This is a genomic window from Massilia sp. NBRC 108631 (genome assembly GCF_059704565.1).
Genome location: NZ_BAAKJE010000027.1, coordinates 1 through 15245 on the forward strand (window position 1 = coordinate 1; position 15245 = coordinate 15245).

Annotated in this window: 14 protein-coding genes; 4 read left to right on the forward strand and 10 right to left on the reverse strand. The window is 66.5% G+C overall.

Translation table 11 applies throughout. The annotated features are described in order from the left end of the window. Positions 1-59: 59 nt before the first annotated feature. Genes AC6H42_RS02400 through AC6H42_RS02410 form a run of 3 tightly spaced genes read right to left on the reverse strand, consistent with a single transcriptional unit; the run spans position 60 to position 2505 of the window. A complete protein-coding gene (locus AC6H42_RS02400; protein ID WP_497547337.1) occupies positions 60-338 on the reverse strand; it encodes a DUF6587 family protein in 279 nt (92 codons plus the stop codon). Between the two features lies 1 nt (position 339). Beyond that, positions 340-2229, reverse strand: a complete 1890-nt coding sequence (feoB, locus tag AC6H42_RS02405; protein WP_497547338.1) for a ferrous iron transporter B — start codon at positions 2227-2229, stop codon at positions 340-342. Positions 2230-2232: 3 nt separating this feature from the next. Then, positions 2233-2505 (reverse strand): FeoA family protein, encoded by a 273-nt coding sequence (locus AC6H42_RS02410; protein ID WP_057152743.1) that lies wholly within the window; start codon positions 2503-2505, stop codon positions 2233-2235. Between the two features lie 220 nt (positions 2506-2725). Between AC6H42_RS02410 and AC6H42_RS02415 the strand changes: the two genes are divergently transcribed. Together AC6H42_RS02415 and AC6H42_RS02420 are read left to right on the forward strand one after the other, a co-directional pair. Then, the gene (locus tag AC6H42_RS02415) at positions 2726-2932 is read left to right on the forward strand and encodes a (2Fe-2S)-binding protein (protein WP_057152742.1); all 207 of its coding nucleotides are present in this window, start codon (positions 2726-2728) and stop codon (positions 2930-2932) included. 17 nt (positions 2933-2949) lie between these two features. Continuing rightward, complete coding sequence (locus AC6H42_RS02420) at positions 2950-3606, forward strand: energy transducer TonB (protein ID WP_229418007.1); 657 nt, start codon at positions 2950-2952, stop codon at positions 3604-3606. Between the two features lie 102 nt (positions 3607-3708). On the opposite strand, the gene AC6H42_RS02425 is transcribed toward AC6H42_RS02420, so the two are convergent. Beyond that, positions 3709-4389: a Fe2+-dependent dioxygenase gene (locus AC6H42_RS02425; protein WP_057152740.1), complete on the reverse strand. Its 681-nt coding sequence runs from the start codon at positions 4387-4389 to the stop codon at positions 3709-3711. Positions 4390-4602: 213 nt separating this feature from the next. On the opposite strand from AC6H42_RS02425, the gene bfr reads away from it, so the two are divergent. Beyond that, positions 4603-5073 carry a bacterioferritin gene (gene bfr / locus AC6H42_RS02430; RefSeq protein ID WP_057152739.1) on the forward strand — a complete coding sequence of 157 codons (471 nt, stop codon included), beginning with the start codon at positions 4603-4605 and terminating at the stop codon, positions 5071-5073. A gap of 11 nt (positions 5074-5084) precedes the next feature. Here bfr and AC6H42_RS02435 read toward each other — a convergent pair whose 3' ends face one another. From AC6H42_RS02435 to AC6H42_RS02460, 6 genes are all read right to left on the reverse strand, one after another. Further along, positions 5085-6449: an MFS transporter gene (locus AC6H42_RS02435; RefSeq protein WP_057152738.1), complete on the reverse strand. Its 1365-nt coding sequence runs from the start codon at positions 6447-6449 to the stop codon at positions 5085-5087. 20 nt (positions 6450-6469) lie between these two features. Continuing rightward, positions 6470-7441, reverse strand: a complete 972-nt coding sequence (locus tag AC6H42_RS02440; protein WP_497547339.1) for a PfkB family carbohydrate kinase — start codon at positions 7439-7441, stop codon at positions 6470-6472. 20 nt (positions 7442-7461) lie between these two features. Next, positions 7462-9474, reverse strand: a complete 2013-nt coding sequence (locus AC6H42_RS02445; RefSeq protein ID WP_497547340.1) for an alpha-amylase family glycosyl hydrolase — start codon at positions 9472-9474, stop codon at positions 7462-7464. A gap of 25 nt (positions 9475-9499) precedes the next feature. Continuing rightward, positions 9500-11869 carry a TonB-dependent receptor domain-containing protein gene (locus tag AC6H42_RS02450; protein WP_229418005.1) on the reverse strand — a complete coding sequence of 790 codons (2370 nt, stop codon included), beginning with the start codon at positions 11867-11869 and terminating at the stop codon, positions 9500-9502. A gap of 183 nt (positions 11870-12052) precedes the next feature. Then, on the reverse strand, positions 12053-13090 hold the full coding sequence (locus tag AC6H42_RS02455; RefSeq protein ID WP_057152736.1) for a LacI family DNA-binding transcriptional regulator: 1038 nt from the start codon (positions 13088-13090) through the stop codon (positions 12053-12055). Between the two features lie 21 nt (positions 13091-13111). Next, positions 13112-13720, reverse strand: a complete 609-nt coding sequence (locus AC6H42_RS02460) for a glutathione S-transferase family protein (protein WP_057152735.1) — start codon at positions 13718-13720, stop codon at positions 13112-13114. A gap of 128 nt (positions 13721-13848) precedes the next feature. Between AC6H42_RS02460 and purB the strand changes: the two genes are divergently transcribed. Beyond that, the gene (gene purB / locus AC6H42_RS02465) at positions 13849-15225 is read left to right on the forward strand and encodes an adenylosuccinate lyase (RefSeq protein WP_057153605.1); all 1377 of its coding nucleotides are present in this window, start codon (positions 13849-13851) and stop codon (positions 15223-15225) included. The last annotated feature ends 20 nt before the right edge of the window (positions 15226-15245 follow it).

Consider the following 15245-nt stretch of genomic DNA (forward strand, 5'->3'; position numbering starts at 1 on the left):
AGGGTTAATTTTCCCGCACGGGAAAATTAACCCTGACCCCATTTGTCTGGCCGGAAAGATCAGCGCTGGACGTGGAGCTTGATGACGCGCCGGGATGCCGGCGGGGACGGCGGGGCGGCGGCGTCTTTGCTACCGCCGCTGCCGCAGCTGCCGCAGGAACCGCAGCCGGAACCGCAGCTGTCCTGCACCTTGAAGAACCTGGCCAGCTTGTCTTCGTTCAGCCCGCACCGGGCCAGCCCGTAGACGATGCGGCGGCGCCAGCCGGCCGGCAGATACTTGGTGCTGGCGTGCACCAGCGCCGCTGCGACGATCAGGCCGACGATGATCTGCTGCCACATATCAGGTTCCCAGCATGACCGCAACGCGGTAGGTGATGAACGACGCCGTATAGGCCAGCGCGAACATGTAGCCAGCCATGATGAAGGCGTAGCGCACGCTGCCGGTTTCGCGGCGCACCACCGACAGGGTGGACAGGCATTGCGGCGCGAACACGTACCAGGCCAGCAGCGACAGCGCGGTGGCCATCGACCAGGTCTGCGACAGGATGGGCTCGAGCTGCGAGGCCAGCTCGTCGCCGGTCTGGGACAGCGCGTACACCGTGCCCAGCGCGCCTACCGCCACTTCGCGCGCGGCCATGCCCGGCACCAGCGCGATGCAGATCTGCCAGTTGAAGCCGATCGGCGCGAAGATGAATTCCAGGCCGCGCCCCAGCAAGCCCGCCAGGCTGTAGTAGATCGGCGGATGGGTGGCGCCTTCCGGCGCGCCGGGGAAGCTGCTCAGCGCCCACAGCAGCACCATCAACGTCAGGATCACGGTGCCGACGCGGGTCAGGAAGATCTTGGCGCGCTCCCACAGGCCGATGGCCAGGTTGCGCATATGCGGCCAGTGGTAGCTGGGCAGTTCCAGCATCAGCGGCTGCTTGCTCTTGGCGCCCAGCGAACGCTTGAAGAACCACGCCACCGCCATGGCCGAGACGATGCCGGCCACGTACAGCCCGAACAGCACCAGGCCCTGCAGGCTGAGCATGCCCCACACTTCGCGCTCGGGGATGAAGGCGGCAATCACCAGCGCGTACACCGGCAGGCGCGCCGAGCAAGTCATCAGCGGGGCGATCATGATGGTGACCAGGCGGTCGCGCGGATTCTGGATGGTGCGCGCCGCCATCACGCCCGGGATGGCGCAGGCAAAGCTGGACAGCAGCGGGATGAAGGCGCGCCCGGACAGGCCCACGCCGCCCATCATGCGGTCCAGCAGGAAGGCCGCGCGCGGCAGGTAGCCGCAGTCTTCCAGTACCAAGATGAAGAAGAACAGGATCAGGATCTGCGGCAGGAACACCAGCACGCTGCCCACGCCGCTGATCACGCCGTCCACCAGCAGGCTGCGCAGCACGCCGTCGGCCATGTGCTCCTTGAGCAGGCCGCCGCCGCCGTCCACCGTGTCCTTGATCCATTCCATGACGGGCGCGGCCCAGGCGAACACCGCCTGGAACACCAGGAACATCAGCACCGCCAGGATGATGGGGCCGAGCACCGGGTGCAGCACCACGTCATCGATCTTTTCGCTCAGGTTGCCCTTGTCCGCGCTGTCGTTGCTGACCACGGACAGGATGCGCCGCACTTCGCGCTGCGTCTCCTCCACCGGCACCGCGTCGATGGCGGCCAGCGGATTGGCCTTGCTGGCGGCCAGCGGCCACATCAGGTCCAGCGCGCGCAGCAGCGACTTTTCGCCGCCCGCCGTCACCGCCACGGTTTCCACCACCGTCATGCCCAGTTCCCGGGCCAGCTTGTCGGCGTCGATCGCGATACCGCGCTTCCTGGCCACGTCCACCATGTTCAGCGCCAGTATCATCGGCAGGCCGAGGCGCTTGATCTCCAGCACCAGGCGCAGGTTCAGGCGCAGGTTGGTGGCGTCCACCACGCACACCACCACGTCCGGCGCCGCTTCGCCGGCGCGCAGGCCGGCCACCACGTCACGCGTGATGGCTTCGTCCGGCGTGTGGGCTTTCAGCGAATAGGCGCCCGGCAGGTCCAGCAGGCGGAAGCCGTGGCCGTCGGGCGAAGTGAACTGGCCTTCCTTGCGTTCGATGGTCACGCCGGCGTAGTTGGCCACTTTCTGGCGCGCGCCGGTGATGCGGTTGAACAGCGCGGTCTTGCCGCAGTTCGGATTGCCCAGCAGGGCCACCATCGGCGCCTGCGCTGCGGCCTGCGCCGGTTTTTCTACTGCACCCATGGTTTATTCCGGTTGAATGGAGATCAGCGCGGCCTCGAAGCGGCGCAATGCAAAAGTGGAGTTGCCGACCTTGATGGCCAGCGGCTCGCCGCCCGGCATGCCGCGCTTCAGCATGCGGATGCGCTCGCCGGGCACGAAGCCCAGCTCCATCAGGCGCCGCGCCAGGTCGGCGCCGTCTTCCATTTCTTGCGGATTGCCCGGCGCCACGTGCACGACCACGGCGCTTCTGCCGGTCTCCAGCGTGTCGAGTTGGGTCAGGGGGGGCGCTTGCGTCATGGGGCTTCCAGTCGGATCGGTGATGAATTTCTGTGCGGCCATTATAGAGCTAAATGAGAATGAGTTGGATTTGCAGGAACTGCTTGCATTGTACGCCGGGTTGCGGCAGAATAGGAAACGTAATGATAATGATTCTCATTAAGAAACAATTAAAAGTGACGAATCGGCATCAGAATCAGTGAGCATTTAGTTAGCACCATCCTAGCCAGAAGGTAACGCAATGATTGTTTGTATTTGCAACAACATCTCAGACCGCGAAATCCGTCAAGCCATAGAACTGGGCATCACTTCGATCGACGAATTGCGCGCCGACCTGGGCCTGGCCACGTGCTGCGGCCAATGCGCTTCGACTGCCGAAGAGATCCTGACCGCACATCTGGGCTGCATCAATGAAACAGTATTGAAGCGGCCTTCCATGACCACGTAAGGAATGCAATGCATGCGATGACGATAGACGGGCCCTCACCCGACGGGCTGGCAAAGCTGGGCAAATTCACGGCGATCGTCGCCATTCATGCAGGATTCTTCTACCTGCTGCAAACGGGCATGCTGCGCGACGCCGTGCATGCCGTGCTGCCGCAGGTAGTCAACGTGTCGTTCGTGGCGCCTCCCGCGCCGCAGCCGGAACCGCCGGCGCCCAAGACCGTTCCCGTCATGCAGGCCCCGGCCATCACGCCGCCGCCACTGCCGCTGCTGAACATCACCGTCGAAAACACCATCACGCCGCCGCCGGCCCAGCCGCGCAGCGCGGACGCGCCAAGCGCGCCGTCCACCGCGCAGCCGCAGCAGGCCGCCCCGGCGCCGCCGGCGCCACCTGCCGCGCCGCGCCTGGTGCAGGGCGTGGAGTACGTGCGTGCGCCGGCGCCGGTGTATCCCACCATTTCACGCCGCCTGGGCGAAACCGGCGTAGTCATGCTGCGCGTGCTGATCAGCGAAAAAGGCTTGCCGGAGCAGGCCATCATCGCCAAGTCCTCCGGTTCCGGCAACCTGGACGAAGCGGGCCGCGTCGCCGCCATGCGCGCGCTGTTCAAGCCCTATATGGAAGACGGCAAGCCGGTCGCCGTGTACGTGCTGGTGCCGATCAACTTCCAGCAGGTCTGAGCGCCCCGCCTCCCCTTTCACCGCTTACGAGTACCACCCCTTCAGTCCCCACCGGCGCCTCATGGCGCCGGCGGGGATTTTTTTCGTCCTGGCTGCCAGCCCCTACATCTCGGCCCACATGCGCAGCAGGTTGTGATAGTGGCCGGTCAGCCCGACCGTGGTGTGGTTGTCGCCCAGCTGGCCGCGCACCTTCTGGATGTTCTGATCCAGCTCGAACAGCATGGCGCGCCGGGCGTCCTCGCGCACCATGCTCTGGGTCCACAGGAAGGACGCCATGCGCTCGCCGCGGGTCACCGGCATCACGCGGTGCACGCTGCTGGACGGGTAGACGATGGCGTCGCCGGCCGGCAGCTTGACCTCGTGCGAGCCGTAGGAGTCCATCACCACCAGTTCGCCGCCTTCGTACTCTTCCGGTTCGCTCAGGAACACCGTGGTGGAGACGTCCGCGCGCAGGGTCTGCAGGGTGCGGCCGTCGGTGCGCACGGCGCCGTCGATATGCAGGCCGTACTGCTCGCCGCCGGCGTAGCTGTTGAAGTACGGCGGCAGGATGCGCAGCGGCAGCGCGGCGGCGAAGAACAGCGGGTTGGCGGTGAGCGCGCGCGCCACCATGTCGCCCAGCTCCTTGGCCAGCGGCGAGCCCTCGGCCAGCTGGCGGTTGCGCTTGACCTGCGCGCCTTGCGCGCCCACGCTTTCGCGGCCATCGACCCAGTCGGTTTGCGCCAGGCGCTGGCGGAAATACAGTACCTGTTCCGGCGTGAGCACGCCGGGAATGTGCAGCATCATATCGGTGTCCTTGCTTGAAGATCAGCCGATATTATCCGCCAAGTGTGCGCAACTGCGCGAGTAACGAAAACGAGAATTGTTCGCACTTCGAACAGCGTTTTCACCACCACTATTATCTGACCATTTTTTCATGTTTTCCTTACAGATATGAGCTTGTTCATGGCAGAATGGCGGCATTTCCTGCTTCAACAACCAGACAAAAAGAGGTATCCCATGAAGGGTGACAACGACGTAATCCGCCTGCTGAACGCGCAGCTGACCAATGAGCTGACCGCCATCAACCAGTACTTCCTGCACGCGCGCATGTACCGCCACTGGGGCTTCGAGAAGATTGCGAAGAAAGAGTACGAAGAATCGATCGGCGAGATGAAGCACGCCGACAAGCTGATCGACCGCATCCTGATGCTGGAAGGCCTGCCTAACCTGCAAGCCATGCACAAGGTGATGATAGGCGAGAACACCGAAGAGATGCTGGACTGCGACCTGAAACTGGAGCGCGCCGCCCACATCACGATCAAGGAAGGCATCGCCCAAGCCGAGAAGGTCGGCGACTACGTGTCGCGCGACCTGCTGCTGATGATCCTGGAAGACACCGAAGAGCACATCGAGTGGCTGGAAACCCAGATCGACCTGATCGGCAAAGTCGGCATCCAGAACTACCTGCAGAGCCAGATGTCCGAATAAGCCGCTCCGCATTACCCCTTGGCCGCCGCCCCCGCTGCGGCGGCCAGTTCCGCTTCTTCCGCGTCCCGGCCGCGCGCCGCCTTCACCTTCACCAGCAGCATCGCCAGCGCAGCGCACAGCAGCAGCGCACCCGCCAGCCTGATCACGTTCTCCGGATGGCCGCCCAGCCACGCGCGGTAGTACAGCGGCAGCGTGAGGATCTGGATGATCATCGGGATCACGATGAACATATTGAAGATGCCCATGTAGACGCCGGTGCGCTCGGGCGGAATGCTGCCCGCCAGGATCACGTAGGGATTGCCCATCATGCTGGCCCAGGCCACGCCGATGCCCAGCATGGGCAGCAGCAGCAAGGCCGGGCTGTCGATCAGCGGGATGCACAGCATGCCCGCGCCGGCCAGCGCCAGGCATACGCTGTGCATGCGCTTGGGGCCGTAGCGGCGCGTGAACGGCACCAGCGCGAACGCGGCCAGGAAAGCGATGAAGTTGTAGAAGGCGCCGATCTGGCCGTTCAGCAGGCCCGCTTCGCGGAAGCCGGGCGAAGCCGGATCGCTGCTGTGGAACATGGTGGCCGCCAGCGACAGCACGATGTATTGCCAGTAGCAGAACATGGCGTACCACTGGAACAGCTGCACCAGCGCCAGCTGGCGCATGGTCGACGGCATGTCGCGCACGGCCGCGCCGATTTCAATCAGCGTGCTGCGCCAGCCCACCGGCGCGGCGCGGATGCGGCGGATTTCCTCGTCGTCCAGCGGCAGCTCGGGCGTGGTCTTCAGCGTCCATAGCACGCTGGCCAGCGAGAACACGGAACCGATCAGGAAGGCGGCGATCACCACATGCGGGATGTGGCTGCCGCTGACGGCGTCCCGGCTCATGCCGAGAAACACCAGCAGCGACGGCGTGAGGTAGGCCAGCGTTTGTCCCAGGCCGGTGAACGCGCTCTGGGTCAGGAAGCCCAGCGAGTGCTGGGCCGGCGCCAGGCGGTCGCTGACGAAGGCGCGGTACGGCTCCATGGTGACGTTGTTGGCCGCGTCCAGTATCCACAGCAGGCTGGCCGCCATCCACAGCGCGGCGCTGAAAGGCATGGCCAGCAGGCCCAGGCTGCACAGGATGGCGCCGACCAGGAAGTAAGGGCGGCGCCGGCCCCAGCGGCTCAAGGTGCGGTCGCTCAGCGCCCCCACCAGCGGCTGCACCAGCAGGCCGGTGACGGGACCGGCCAGCCACAGGTAGGGCAGGCTGGCTTCGTCGGCGCCGAGGTAGCTGTAGATGGGGCTCATGCTGCTTTGCTGCAGGCCGAAACTGAACTGGATGCCGAAGAATCCGACGTTCATGTTGACGATCTGCCAGAACGAAAGGCGGGGCTTGTGCAGCGCCATGGCGTGCTCCGGTTGGGGTGTCAGGCGGCGCTGTGCCAGCGCGCGAGCCAGGGTTGGTAGAAGGCGGTGTCCTGCGGGACGGCGCCGGCGATGCCGCAGATGCCGCCGGCGAAGGCGTTGGCGCGCGCCATGGTGAGCGCGAGCGGCCAGCCTTGGGCGCTGCCGTACAGGTAGACCGCGGAGAAGGCGTCGCCGGCGCCCACGGTGTCCACCATGCGCGGCACGTCGGCCGGGCCGCTGGCGGTAACTTCGCCATCGGCGCCGTAGTGCACCGCGCCGCGCGGGCCCAGCGTGACGATGATGCAGGCCAGCGAGAACTTGGTGATCAATTCGGCGCACGCCAGGCGCACGTCCAGGCTGTCCATGTCGGCGGTGCCGGGGCTGATGTGGGCGTACCAGTCGAACAGCTGCACCAGTTCTTCTTCGTTGACCTTGAGCGTGTCGGCGTGGCACAGCGAATCGAACACGGTGGCTTCGCTGGCCTGGCCGTCGCGCAGGTTCAGATCGAGGTAGCGCGGTGCTTTGCAGGCTTGCAGCAGCGCTCGCAGGGCGGCGCGGCCTTCGGCGGTGCGCTGGGCCAGGGTGCCGAAGTAGACGGCGGAGGGGGCGCCGGGGCCGGGGCCTGGCTCGGCCATGCCGGCCAGCGCGCCCAGCATGGGTGCGGGCTGCACGCGGTCGTAGGCCTGGTCCGGCAGGATGTGGAAGCGGTGGCTGCCGTCACCGGTGCGTTCGACTTGCACGCGGCCGGTCGGTTCACCGGCGCCCACTTGCAGGCCGGCCTCGCTCATGCCGAAGCGCTGGAACTCGCTGCGCATGCGGGCGCCGTTGGCGTCGTCGCCGATGCGGGTGACCATCAAGGGCGGCATGCCGAAGCCGGCCAGGTTGCGCGCCACGTTGAACGGTGCGCCGCCGACTACCTGCAAGTCGCCGAAATCGTCCACCAGCGCTTCGCCAAATACCACGGCCGTTGCCGCTCCGCGTGCTTGTTCCATTGCTGCTCCTTTAAGCTGGTTCATGGCGCCGCCTCCAGCCACAGCATGGACCAGGGCGCGAGCTCCACTACACCCGAGCATAGCTGGCCTGTCAAGCTGTCGCGCCAGCCGGCGTCTGCGGCACCCTGCCCTGGCGTGACTCGCGCCAGGGTGTGCGGCTGCATGCTGCCGGAAAAATTGAACAGTGCCACGAAGCGCGGGCCGCGCGCCAGCGCCAGCACGGCGGCAGCCGAGGCCAGCACGGTGCGCGGGGCGCCTGCCGCCAGCGCCTCCAGCCGCTGCCGGGCGCCCAGCAGCGCGCGCAGGCCGCCATACATTTGCCCGGCGGGCGTGGCCGGGTCGCCGCGCTGGGCGAAAGCATATTCGTCAAATACCGGGCGCTGCAGCCAGCGGCTATCCATGGCGTGCTCGGAGCGCCCGCGGTAGCTGTCGTCGTTGCGCTGGGCCAGTTCATCGCCCATGTAGAGCACGGGCAGCGCGCCCGCACTCAGGGCCAGGCCGTGCAGCAGCAGCGCGCGGCGCAGGGCGGCTTGCTGCCGCTCCAGGTCCTGTGCAAGCGGCTGCGGCCGCGACGGATGCTGCGGCGATGGAGGTGGCGCTACCTGGGCCGGTACCCCGGCCAGGCCAGCCAGCGAGGCGGCCATGCCGTTGCTGCCGTGCGCCGCGTGCGGGTCGCTGCTCTGGAAGGCGGCGCCGCTCGGCCGCGCGCCATCGGCGTACTGACCTGCCGAGCCGCTGTAGAAGTTGGCGATGGCGGCCAGGCGCGCGCGTGCACGCTCCGGGCCGGCGTCCGCGCCGTCCGCCTCGCCCGCCTCGCCCGCCTCGGCGCGCAGCACGTTCCAGCCGATGTCGTCATGGCAGCGCACATAGCTCAGCCACGATGTGTGCGGCGGCAATTCGGGCGTACGGGCCAGCACGGCACGCAGCAGCGCGGCGTCCTGCTCGGCCAGCGCGCCCCACCCTGCCGCCATCAGGCTGCTGTGGTAGGCGATATGGCATTCGGGCGCTTGCGCGTCGCCGAAGTAGGCCGGCAGCTCGCGCGTCGGCACGATGGCCTCGGCCTTGAGCAGCACGCCCGGCGCGGCGATGGCGACAATCGCGCGCAAGGCCTGCAGCAGCGCGTGCGCCTCCGGCTGGTTCATGCAGTTGCTGCCTTCGCGCTTCCACAGGAAGGCCGTGGAATCGAGCCGGAACACTTCAATGCCACGGTTGGCCAGGCGCAGCAGGGCTGCCGCCATGTCCGCAAACACCGCCGGGTTGGCGTAGTTCAGGTCCCATTGGTAGGGATAGAACGTGGTCCAGACCCAGCCGCCCATGTCTTCCACATAGCTGAAATTTCCTGGCGCCACTTGCGGGAACACCTGGCCCAGCGTGCGTTCGTAGCGGTCCGGCATGCGGCGGTCGGGGAAGACGTGGAAGTACGCGCGCAGCGCGCTGTCGCCGCGCCGCGCGCCGCGTGCCCAAGGATGGTCGTCCGCCACGTGGTTGAGGATGAAGTCCGAGCACAGGCTGATGCCGGCAGCGCGCAACCGCGCCGTCAGCGTATCCAGGTCGGCGTTGCCGCCCAGCCTGGGATCGACGTCGTCGAAGCTGGCGACGGCGAAGCCGCCGTCGTTTTCGCCGGCGCGCGGGCGCAGGAAAGGCAGCAAGTGCAGATAGCGCACGCCCAGCTCCCGCAAGTGCGGAATGCGCTGCGCCACGCCGGCCAGGCTGCCGCCGAAACGGTCGGCGTAGGCGCAGTAGCCCAGCATGGACTGGTCCTGGAACCAGTCCGGATTGGCCAGCCGCTGTTCGTCCTGCGCCTGCAGCTCTGCCGGGCGGGCCGCCGCCAGGCGCCCCACTTGCGCCGCCAGTTCGGCATACCAGCGCGCAAAGCCGGGCAGGGTGCCGTACAGTCCGGACAGGCGCTGATGCAGCACGGCCTCCTGTTCGCTGTAGCGGCGCGCGAATTCGGCGCGCCGCGCGTCGGGCAGCGCCGGCATGGCGGACAGCAGGGATTGCAAAGGCGGCAAAGGCTGGGACATCTCGATCATCTTCTTCTAGAGGGTTGCGGGTGGATCAGAAGCTGTAGCTCAGGCTGGCCTTGACCGCGCGGCCGGTAATGGCGCGCGCCGCGTGGCCGTCCCCTTCCACCTCGGTGTAGCCCAGCTTGTTGAACAGGTTGTTGGCGCTGAGCGACAGCACGGTCTGCGGATTGAGCTGGTACTTCAGGTAGGCGTGCACCACGCGGTAGGCCGGCATGTCGATGGTGTTGGCGTCGTCCGCCCACGAGCGGCCGGTGCCGATGATGCTGGCGCCGACGGTCACGTCGCCGATTTCATAACTCGGCGCGACCTGGTACACCACCTTGGCCTGGCGGCGCGGCGTATGGCCGATCACCGATTCCTGGCCGGGGGCGGTGCCGACAATCTCGGCGTCCGTGTAGGTCAGGCCGCCGCTGACGCGGAAGCCGCCCATGCTCCACGCGGCCTCCAGCTCGGCGCCCTTGGCTTCGTAGCGGTTGGCGGTGCTGAGCTGCGTGGTCGCTTCGAAATTGCTCTCGTTGGTCTTGGCCTGGAACAGCGTGAGGAAGGCGCTGGCGCCGCCCTGGCGCCATTTCACACCGCCTTCGGCCTGCTTGACGGTGTTCAGGCTGATCGGCGCGCTGCCGTCCAGCGGGCTGCCGAACAGGATGCGGTCCGCATTGAAGGACACGCCGTCGCTGATGCGGGCGAACAGCGCCAGGTTGCGCTGCAGCTGGTAGTTGCCGCCCACCGAATACGAGGTGCGATCGGCCTGGTAGTTCACCAGTTGCTGCGTGGCCGCTTCGTAGCGCAAGCCGGCATTGCCAACGCCGCTGGCGATATTGCCGCTGCCGGTGGCGCGCTGGTTGTCCTGGCGCACGCTGGCGTCGATGTTCAGCGGGCCGCTTTCCCAGCCCAGGTTGGCGTACGGCGAAGTGAGCTTGTATTCCATGTCCACGGCGCGCGAGCAGCAGCCGCCGAAGGCCGCGCCGATCAGGCCGGGCGTGGCACTGGACGTTTGCAGCAGCGCCGGACTGTCGCCCTTGGCCTGCATCAGGTATTCGTTGAAATTCCAGGTCAGGCCCAGCTTTTGCAGGGAGCTGTACAAGCCCGCCGTGCCGGTCAGCTTGCCGCCGCCGACGGACAGCGACTTGGACAGCTTGACGTCGTTCAGCGTATTGCCCGCGTCGTCGATGGCGGTGTTGAACACCACGGCGTTGAAGGCGCGGCCGTTGTAGGCCTGGCCCTTCTGCGGACCGCTGGCAATGGTGTACGCGCCCATCACGCCATTATTGGCAGGGAACACGCCGATGAAGCGGCCGCTGTTGTCGCTCTTGCGGAAGTTCTCGCTCAGCGTTACACCATTGCCCAGGTCCAGCGACAGGGCGATGCCGAAGCTGTCGCTCTTCACGGCCAGGCCATCGTTGACGTTGCTGGAAACATGGCCGTTGCCCTTGTCCAGCGACACGTCGCGCACCCAGTACGGCGAGTAGAAGCTCACGCTGCGCGGGTCGATACCCGGAATCTCCGAGATGCGGCCGTTGCTGACCTGCACCGGCACCGGCAGCGCGGTAGGCGACTTGTCGTCCAGGTGCTTGAAGGACAGGCGGATGGTGCCGCGTTCGAATTCGTGGGTCAGGTTGCCGCGGATCTGGCCACCCTCTTCCGTGCTCATGCCGGTGCGGCGGATGCCTTCGCCGGTACGGTAGTGGCCGCCGATGAAGAAGCGCGTCTTGTCGGTCAGCGGGGCGCCGTAGCTGAAGTCGTAGCGGGTCTGGTCGTAGCCGAGGCCGCGCGCGATGCCGATGCTGCCGCCCTTGCTTTCGCCGGTCTTGCTGATGAAGTTGATGATGCCGCCCGGCGAGTTGCTGGCCAGGGTGGAGGCCGAGCCGCCGCGCACCACTTCCAGGTGGTCCAGCGTGCCGTCGATCTTCACGTAGCTGTCCGGCGTGATGAAGTTGAAGTCGCCCGACTGCAGCAGCGGCAGGCCGTCTTCCTGCATCTGCACGTAGCGCGAGCCGCCGGCCGAAATCGGCACGCCGCGCACGGTGATGTTGGCGTTGCCTTCGCCGCCGGAGGACTCCGAGCGCAGGCCGGGCACCGAACGCAGCACCTCGGCCGCGCTGGTGGGCGCGGCCAGGGCGATGGTGTCGGCATCCATGGTGCTGACGGAAACGCTGGACTTCATCTTGGAACTGCCGCGCGCGGTGCCGGTGACGACCACGCGCTCCATGTTCAGGCCGTCGGCTGCCGGCGCGGCAGGTGCGGCCGCAGGGACGGGAGCGGCGCTGGCGCTGGCGGCGGTGGATGCGGGAACGGCGGCTTCGGGAGCGGCGGCGGACTGCGCGGCGGCGCTCAGGTGCATCAGGGCGGCTGCGACGGCCGCAGCCATGCAACCCAGTTTTGCGGGATGGTTTTGCATCATGTCTCCTGGTTTTTCTCGGTGGCGCCGCATTCGCTGGCGGCAGGTCTGCGGTGTGCAGTTGCCTCATTATTCACCAGTTCGCATTTTATTGCAATCGATTGCAATAAATTTTCCAAAGACGTTGCAGCGCCTTTGCCTTACGAATTGCAAACGGTTGCAGTTTGACTGTGGGGAAGCGCCGGGTCAGGCGCTGGCGCGCCGCACCAGTTCGGTGGGCAATTGCTGCGAGGCAGCGTCGTGGCCGTCGGCCAGCGCCAGCAGCGCGCCGACCAGCGCGCGCCCGGCCGCGGCGATGGGCTGGCGCACCGTGCTCAGGGGAGGATGGAAATAGGAAGCCAGCTCGATATCGTCGTAGCCGACCACCGCCACGTCGTCCGGCACGCCGCGCCCGAGCGCGCGCAGGGTATTGATGGCCGCCATGGCCAGCAAGTCGCTGCAGGCGAACAGGCCGTCGAAGTGCGCGCCACGGCGCTGCAGTTCGCGCACGCCCTCCTCACCGCCGCCCGGCAGGAAGGACACCGGCACCATCAGCTGCGGATCGGCCTGCAGCCCCTGTGCGGCCAGCGCCTGGCAATAGCCCTGGTAACGCTGCGCCACTTCAGGCAGGTTGGTGTCGCCCAGGAAGGCGATGCGCTTGCGGCCCTGGGCCAGCAAATGCCCGGTGGCCAGCGCGCCGCCGGCCACGTTGTCGCCGCCGACAGTGCAGTACAGCTGCTGCGGCAATTGCGCGCCCCACACCACAATGGGCACGCGGCGCGCGGCCAGCTGGTTCAGCTGGTCATGGTGGCGCCACTGGCCGATCAGGATCACGCCGATCACGCGGCCGCTGTCGAATGGCTGCGCGGCGGCGTCCAGCGTGCCGGCGTCGACCCGTGTCAGCAGCATGTCCAGGCCCTGCTCGGTGAGCGCGTCGGCCAGGCTGCCCAGCATGGCCAGGAAGAAGGGATCGGTGAGCTGCTGGCGGGTGTCCGGGTCGTAGGGCACCACCACGCCCACCGTGCGGTTCTGCTTCAGGCGCAGGTTCTGCGCGCCGATGTTGATGGAGTAATTCAGCGAGCGCGCCAGTTCCATGACGCGCTGCCGGGTTTCATCGTTGACCAGCTTGCTGCCCGCCAGCGCGCGCGACACGGTGGACGTGGACACGCCGGCCAGGCGCGCGATGTCGGCCATCTGCAGGCGGCGCTGCTGGGCGCTGGGCGCGTCCGGCTTGGTGGGCGGCATGGTGCGGCGGGCGGCGGTGGCTTACTGCGGCGCGGTGTCGCGGAACGACGGCCGCTCGGACAGCTTGTCGTACAGGCGCGCCAGGTTGGGATGGGCGCCGCGCCAGTCGATTTCCGGGAAGCGGAAGGACAGCCAGCCCAGCGTGCAGCCCACGGCCACGTCCGCCAGCGAATAGTGGATGCCGGCGCAGTACGGCGACTCGTCCAGCCTGCGCGACAGTTCGGCCAGGCCCAGCTCCACCTTTTTCAGCTGGCGCGCGATCCAGTCGGCGCTCTGCTGCTCGGGCGGACGCTGGGTGCGCTCCAGGCGCACCAGCACGCCGGCGTCGGTGATGCCGTCCGCCAGGGCTTCCCAGCACTTGATGTCGGCGCGGTCGCGGCCGTTGGGCGGCAGCAGCTTGCAGACCGGGGTCAGCGTGTCGAGGTATTCGACCATGACGCGCGAATCGATCATCGCCTGGCCGTCTTCCATGATCAGGCAGGGTACCTTGCCGAGCGGATTGACTTCATTGATGCGGGTTTCGGACACCCACACGTTTTCCAGTTCGAACTGGCAATCCAGCTTCTTTTCTGCCAACACAACGCGGACTTTGCGTACATAAGGACTGGCGAGGGAACCGATGAGTTTCATAGAGGCCAACAGGGTAGAAGTAGGCGCCAGTATAACATCGACAATCCGGCCCAAGGCGCTGCGGTGGTAGAATGGCGGCCTGCTGCGTCTTCTATTGCTCCGTCTTCATTAACTTGCTTCCCGCCTCCATGACTACTACGCCATATTCCACTCTGTCGGCCCTGTCTCCGCTCGACGGCCGCTACGCTTCCAAGACCGACAAGCTGCGCCCCATCCTGTCCGAGTCCGGCTTCATGCACAACCGCGTGAAGGTTGAAATCAACTGGCTGCAAGCGCTGTCGCAAGCCGGTTTCGCCGAGATCAAGCCATTCTCGGCCGACGCCACCGCGCTGCTGGACAAGCTGGTGTCGGACTTCACGGAAGCCGATGCGGCCCGCATCAAGGAAATCGAAGCGGTCACCAACCATGACGTGAAAGCCGTGGAATATTGGCTGAAAGAACAAGTCAAGGACGTGCCGGAACTGGTGGCCGCCTCCGAGTTCATCCACTTCGCGTGCACCTCGGAAGACATCAACAACACTTCGCACGGCATGATGCTGAAAGCGGCCCGCGACGGCGTGATGGTGCCGGCCCTGCAAGGCCTGGTGGCCAAGCTGACCGAGATCGCCCACGTCAACGCCGAGCTGCCGATGCTGTCGCGCACCCACGGCCAGACCGCCTCGCCGACCACGCTGGGCAAGGAGTTCGCCAACGTGGTGGCCCGCCTGCAGCGCGCCGTCAAGCGCATCGAGCAGGTTGAAATCCTGGGCAAGATGAACGGCGCCGTGGGCAACTACAACGCCCACCTGTCGGCCTACCCGTCGTTCGACTGGGCCGCGTTCTCGCAAGCCGTGATCGAGCAGCGCCTGGGCCTGGTGTTCAACCCGTACACCATCCAGATCGAACCGCACGACTACATGGCAGAACTGTTCGACGCCTTCGCGCGCGCCAACACCATCCTGCTGGACCTGAACCGCGACATCTGGACCTACGTCTCGCTGGGCTACTTCAAGCAGAAGCTGAAGGCCGGCGAAATCGGTTCCTCCACCATGCCGCACAAGGTCAACCCGATCGACTTCGAAAACTCGGAAGGCAACCTGGGCCTGGCCAATGCCGTGCTCAAGCACCTGTCCGAGAAGCTGCCGGTGTCGCGCATGCAGCGCGACCTGACCGACTCGACCGTGCTGCGCAACATCGGCGTGGGCTTCGGCTACACCCTGCTGGCCTATGACAGCTGCCTGCGCGGCCTGAACAAGCTGGAAGTGAACCCGGCGCGTCTGGCGGCCGACCTGGACGCCAGCTGGGAAGTGCTGGCCGAGCCGGTACAGACCGTCATGCGCCGCTACGGCATCGAGAACCCGTACGAGCAGCTGAAAGAGCTGACCCGCGGCAAGGGTATCTCGAAAGAAGCGCTGCGCGACTTCATCACCGGCCTGGCGATCCCGCAGGAAGCCAAAGACCTGCTGCTGGCCATGACCCCGTCCAACTACATCGGCATCGCCGACAAGCTGGCCAAGGCCATCTAAGGACCTGCGCGCGGGGCGTG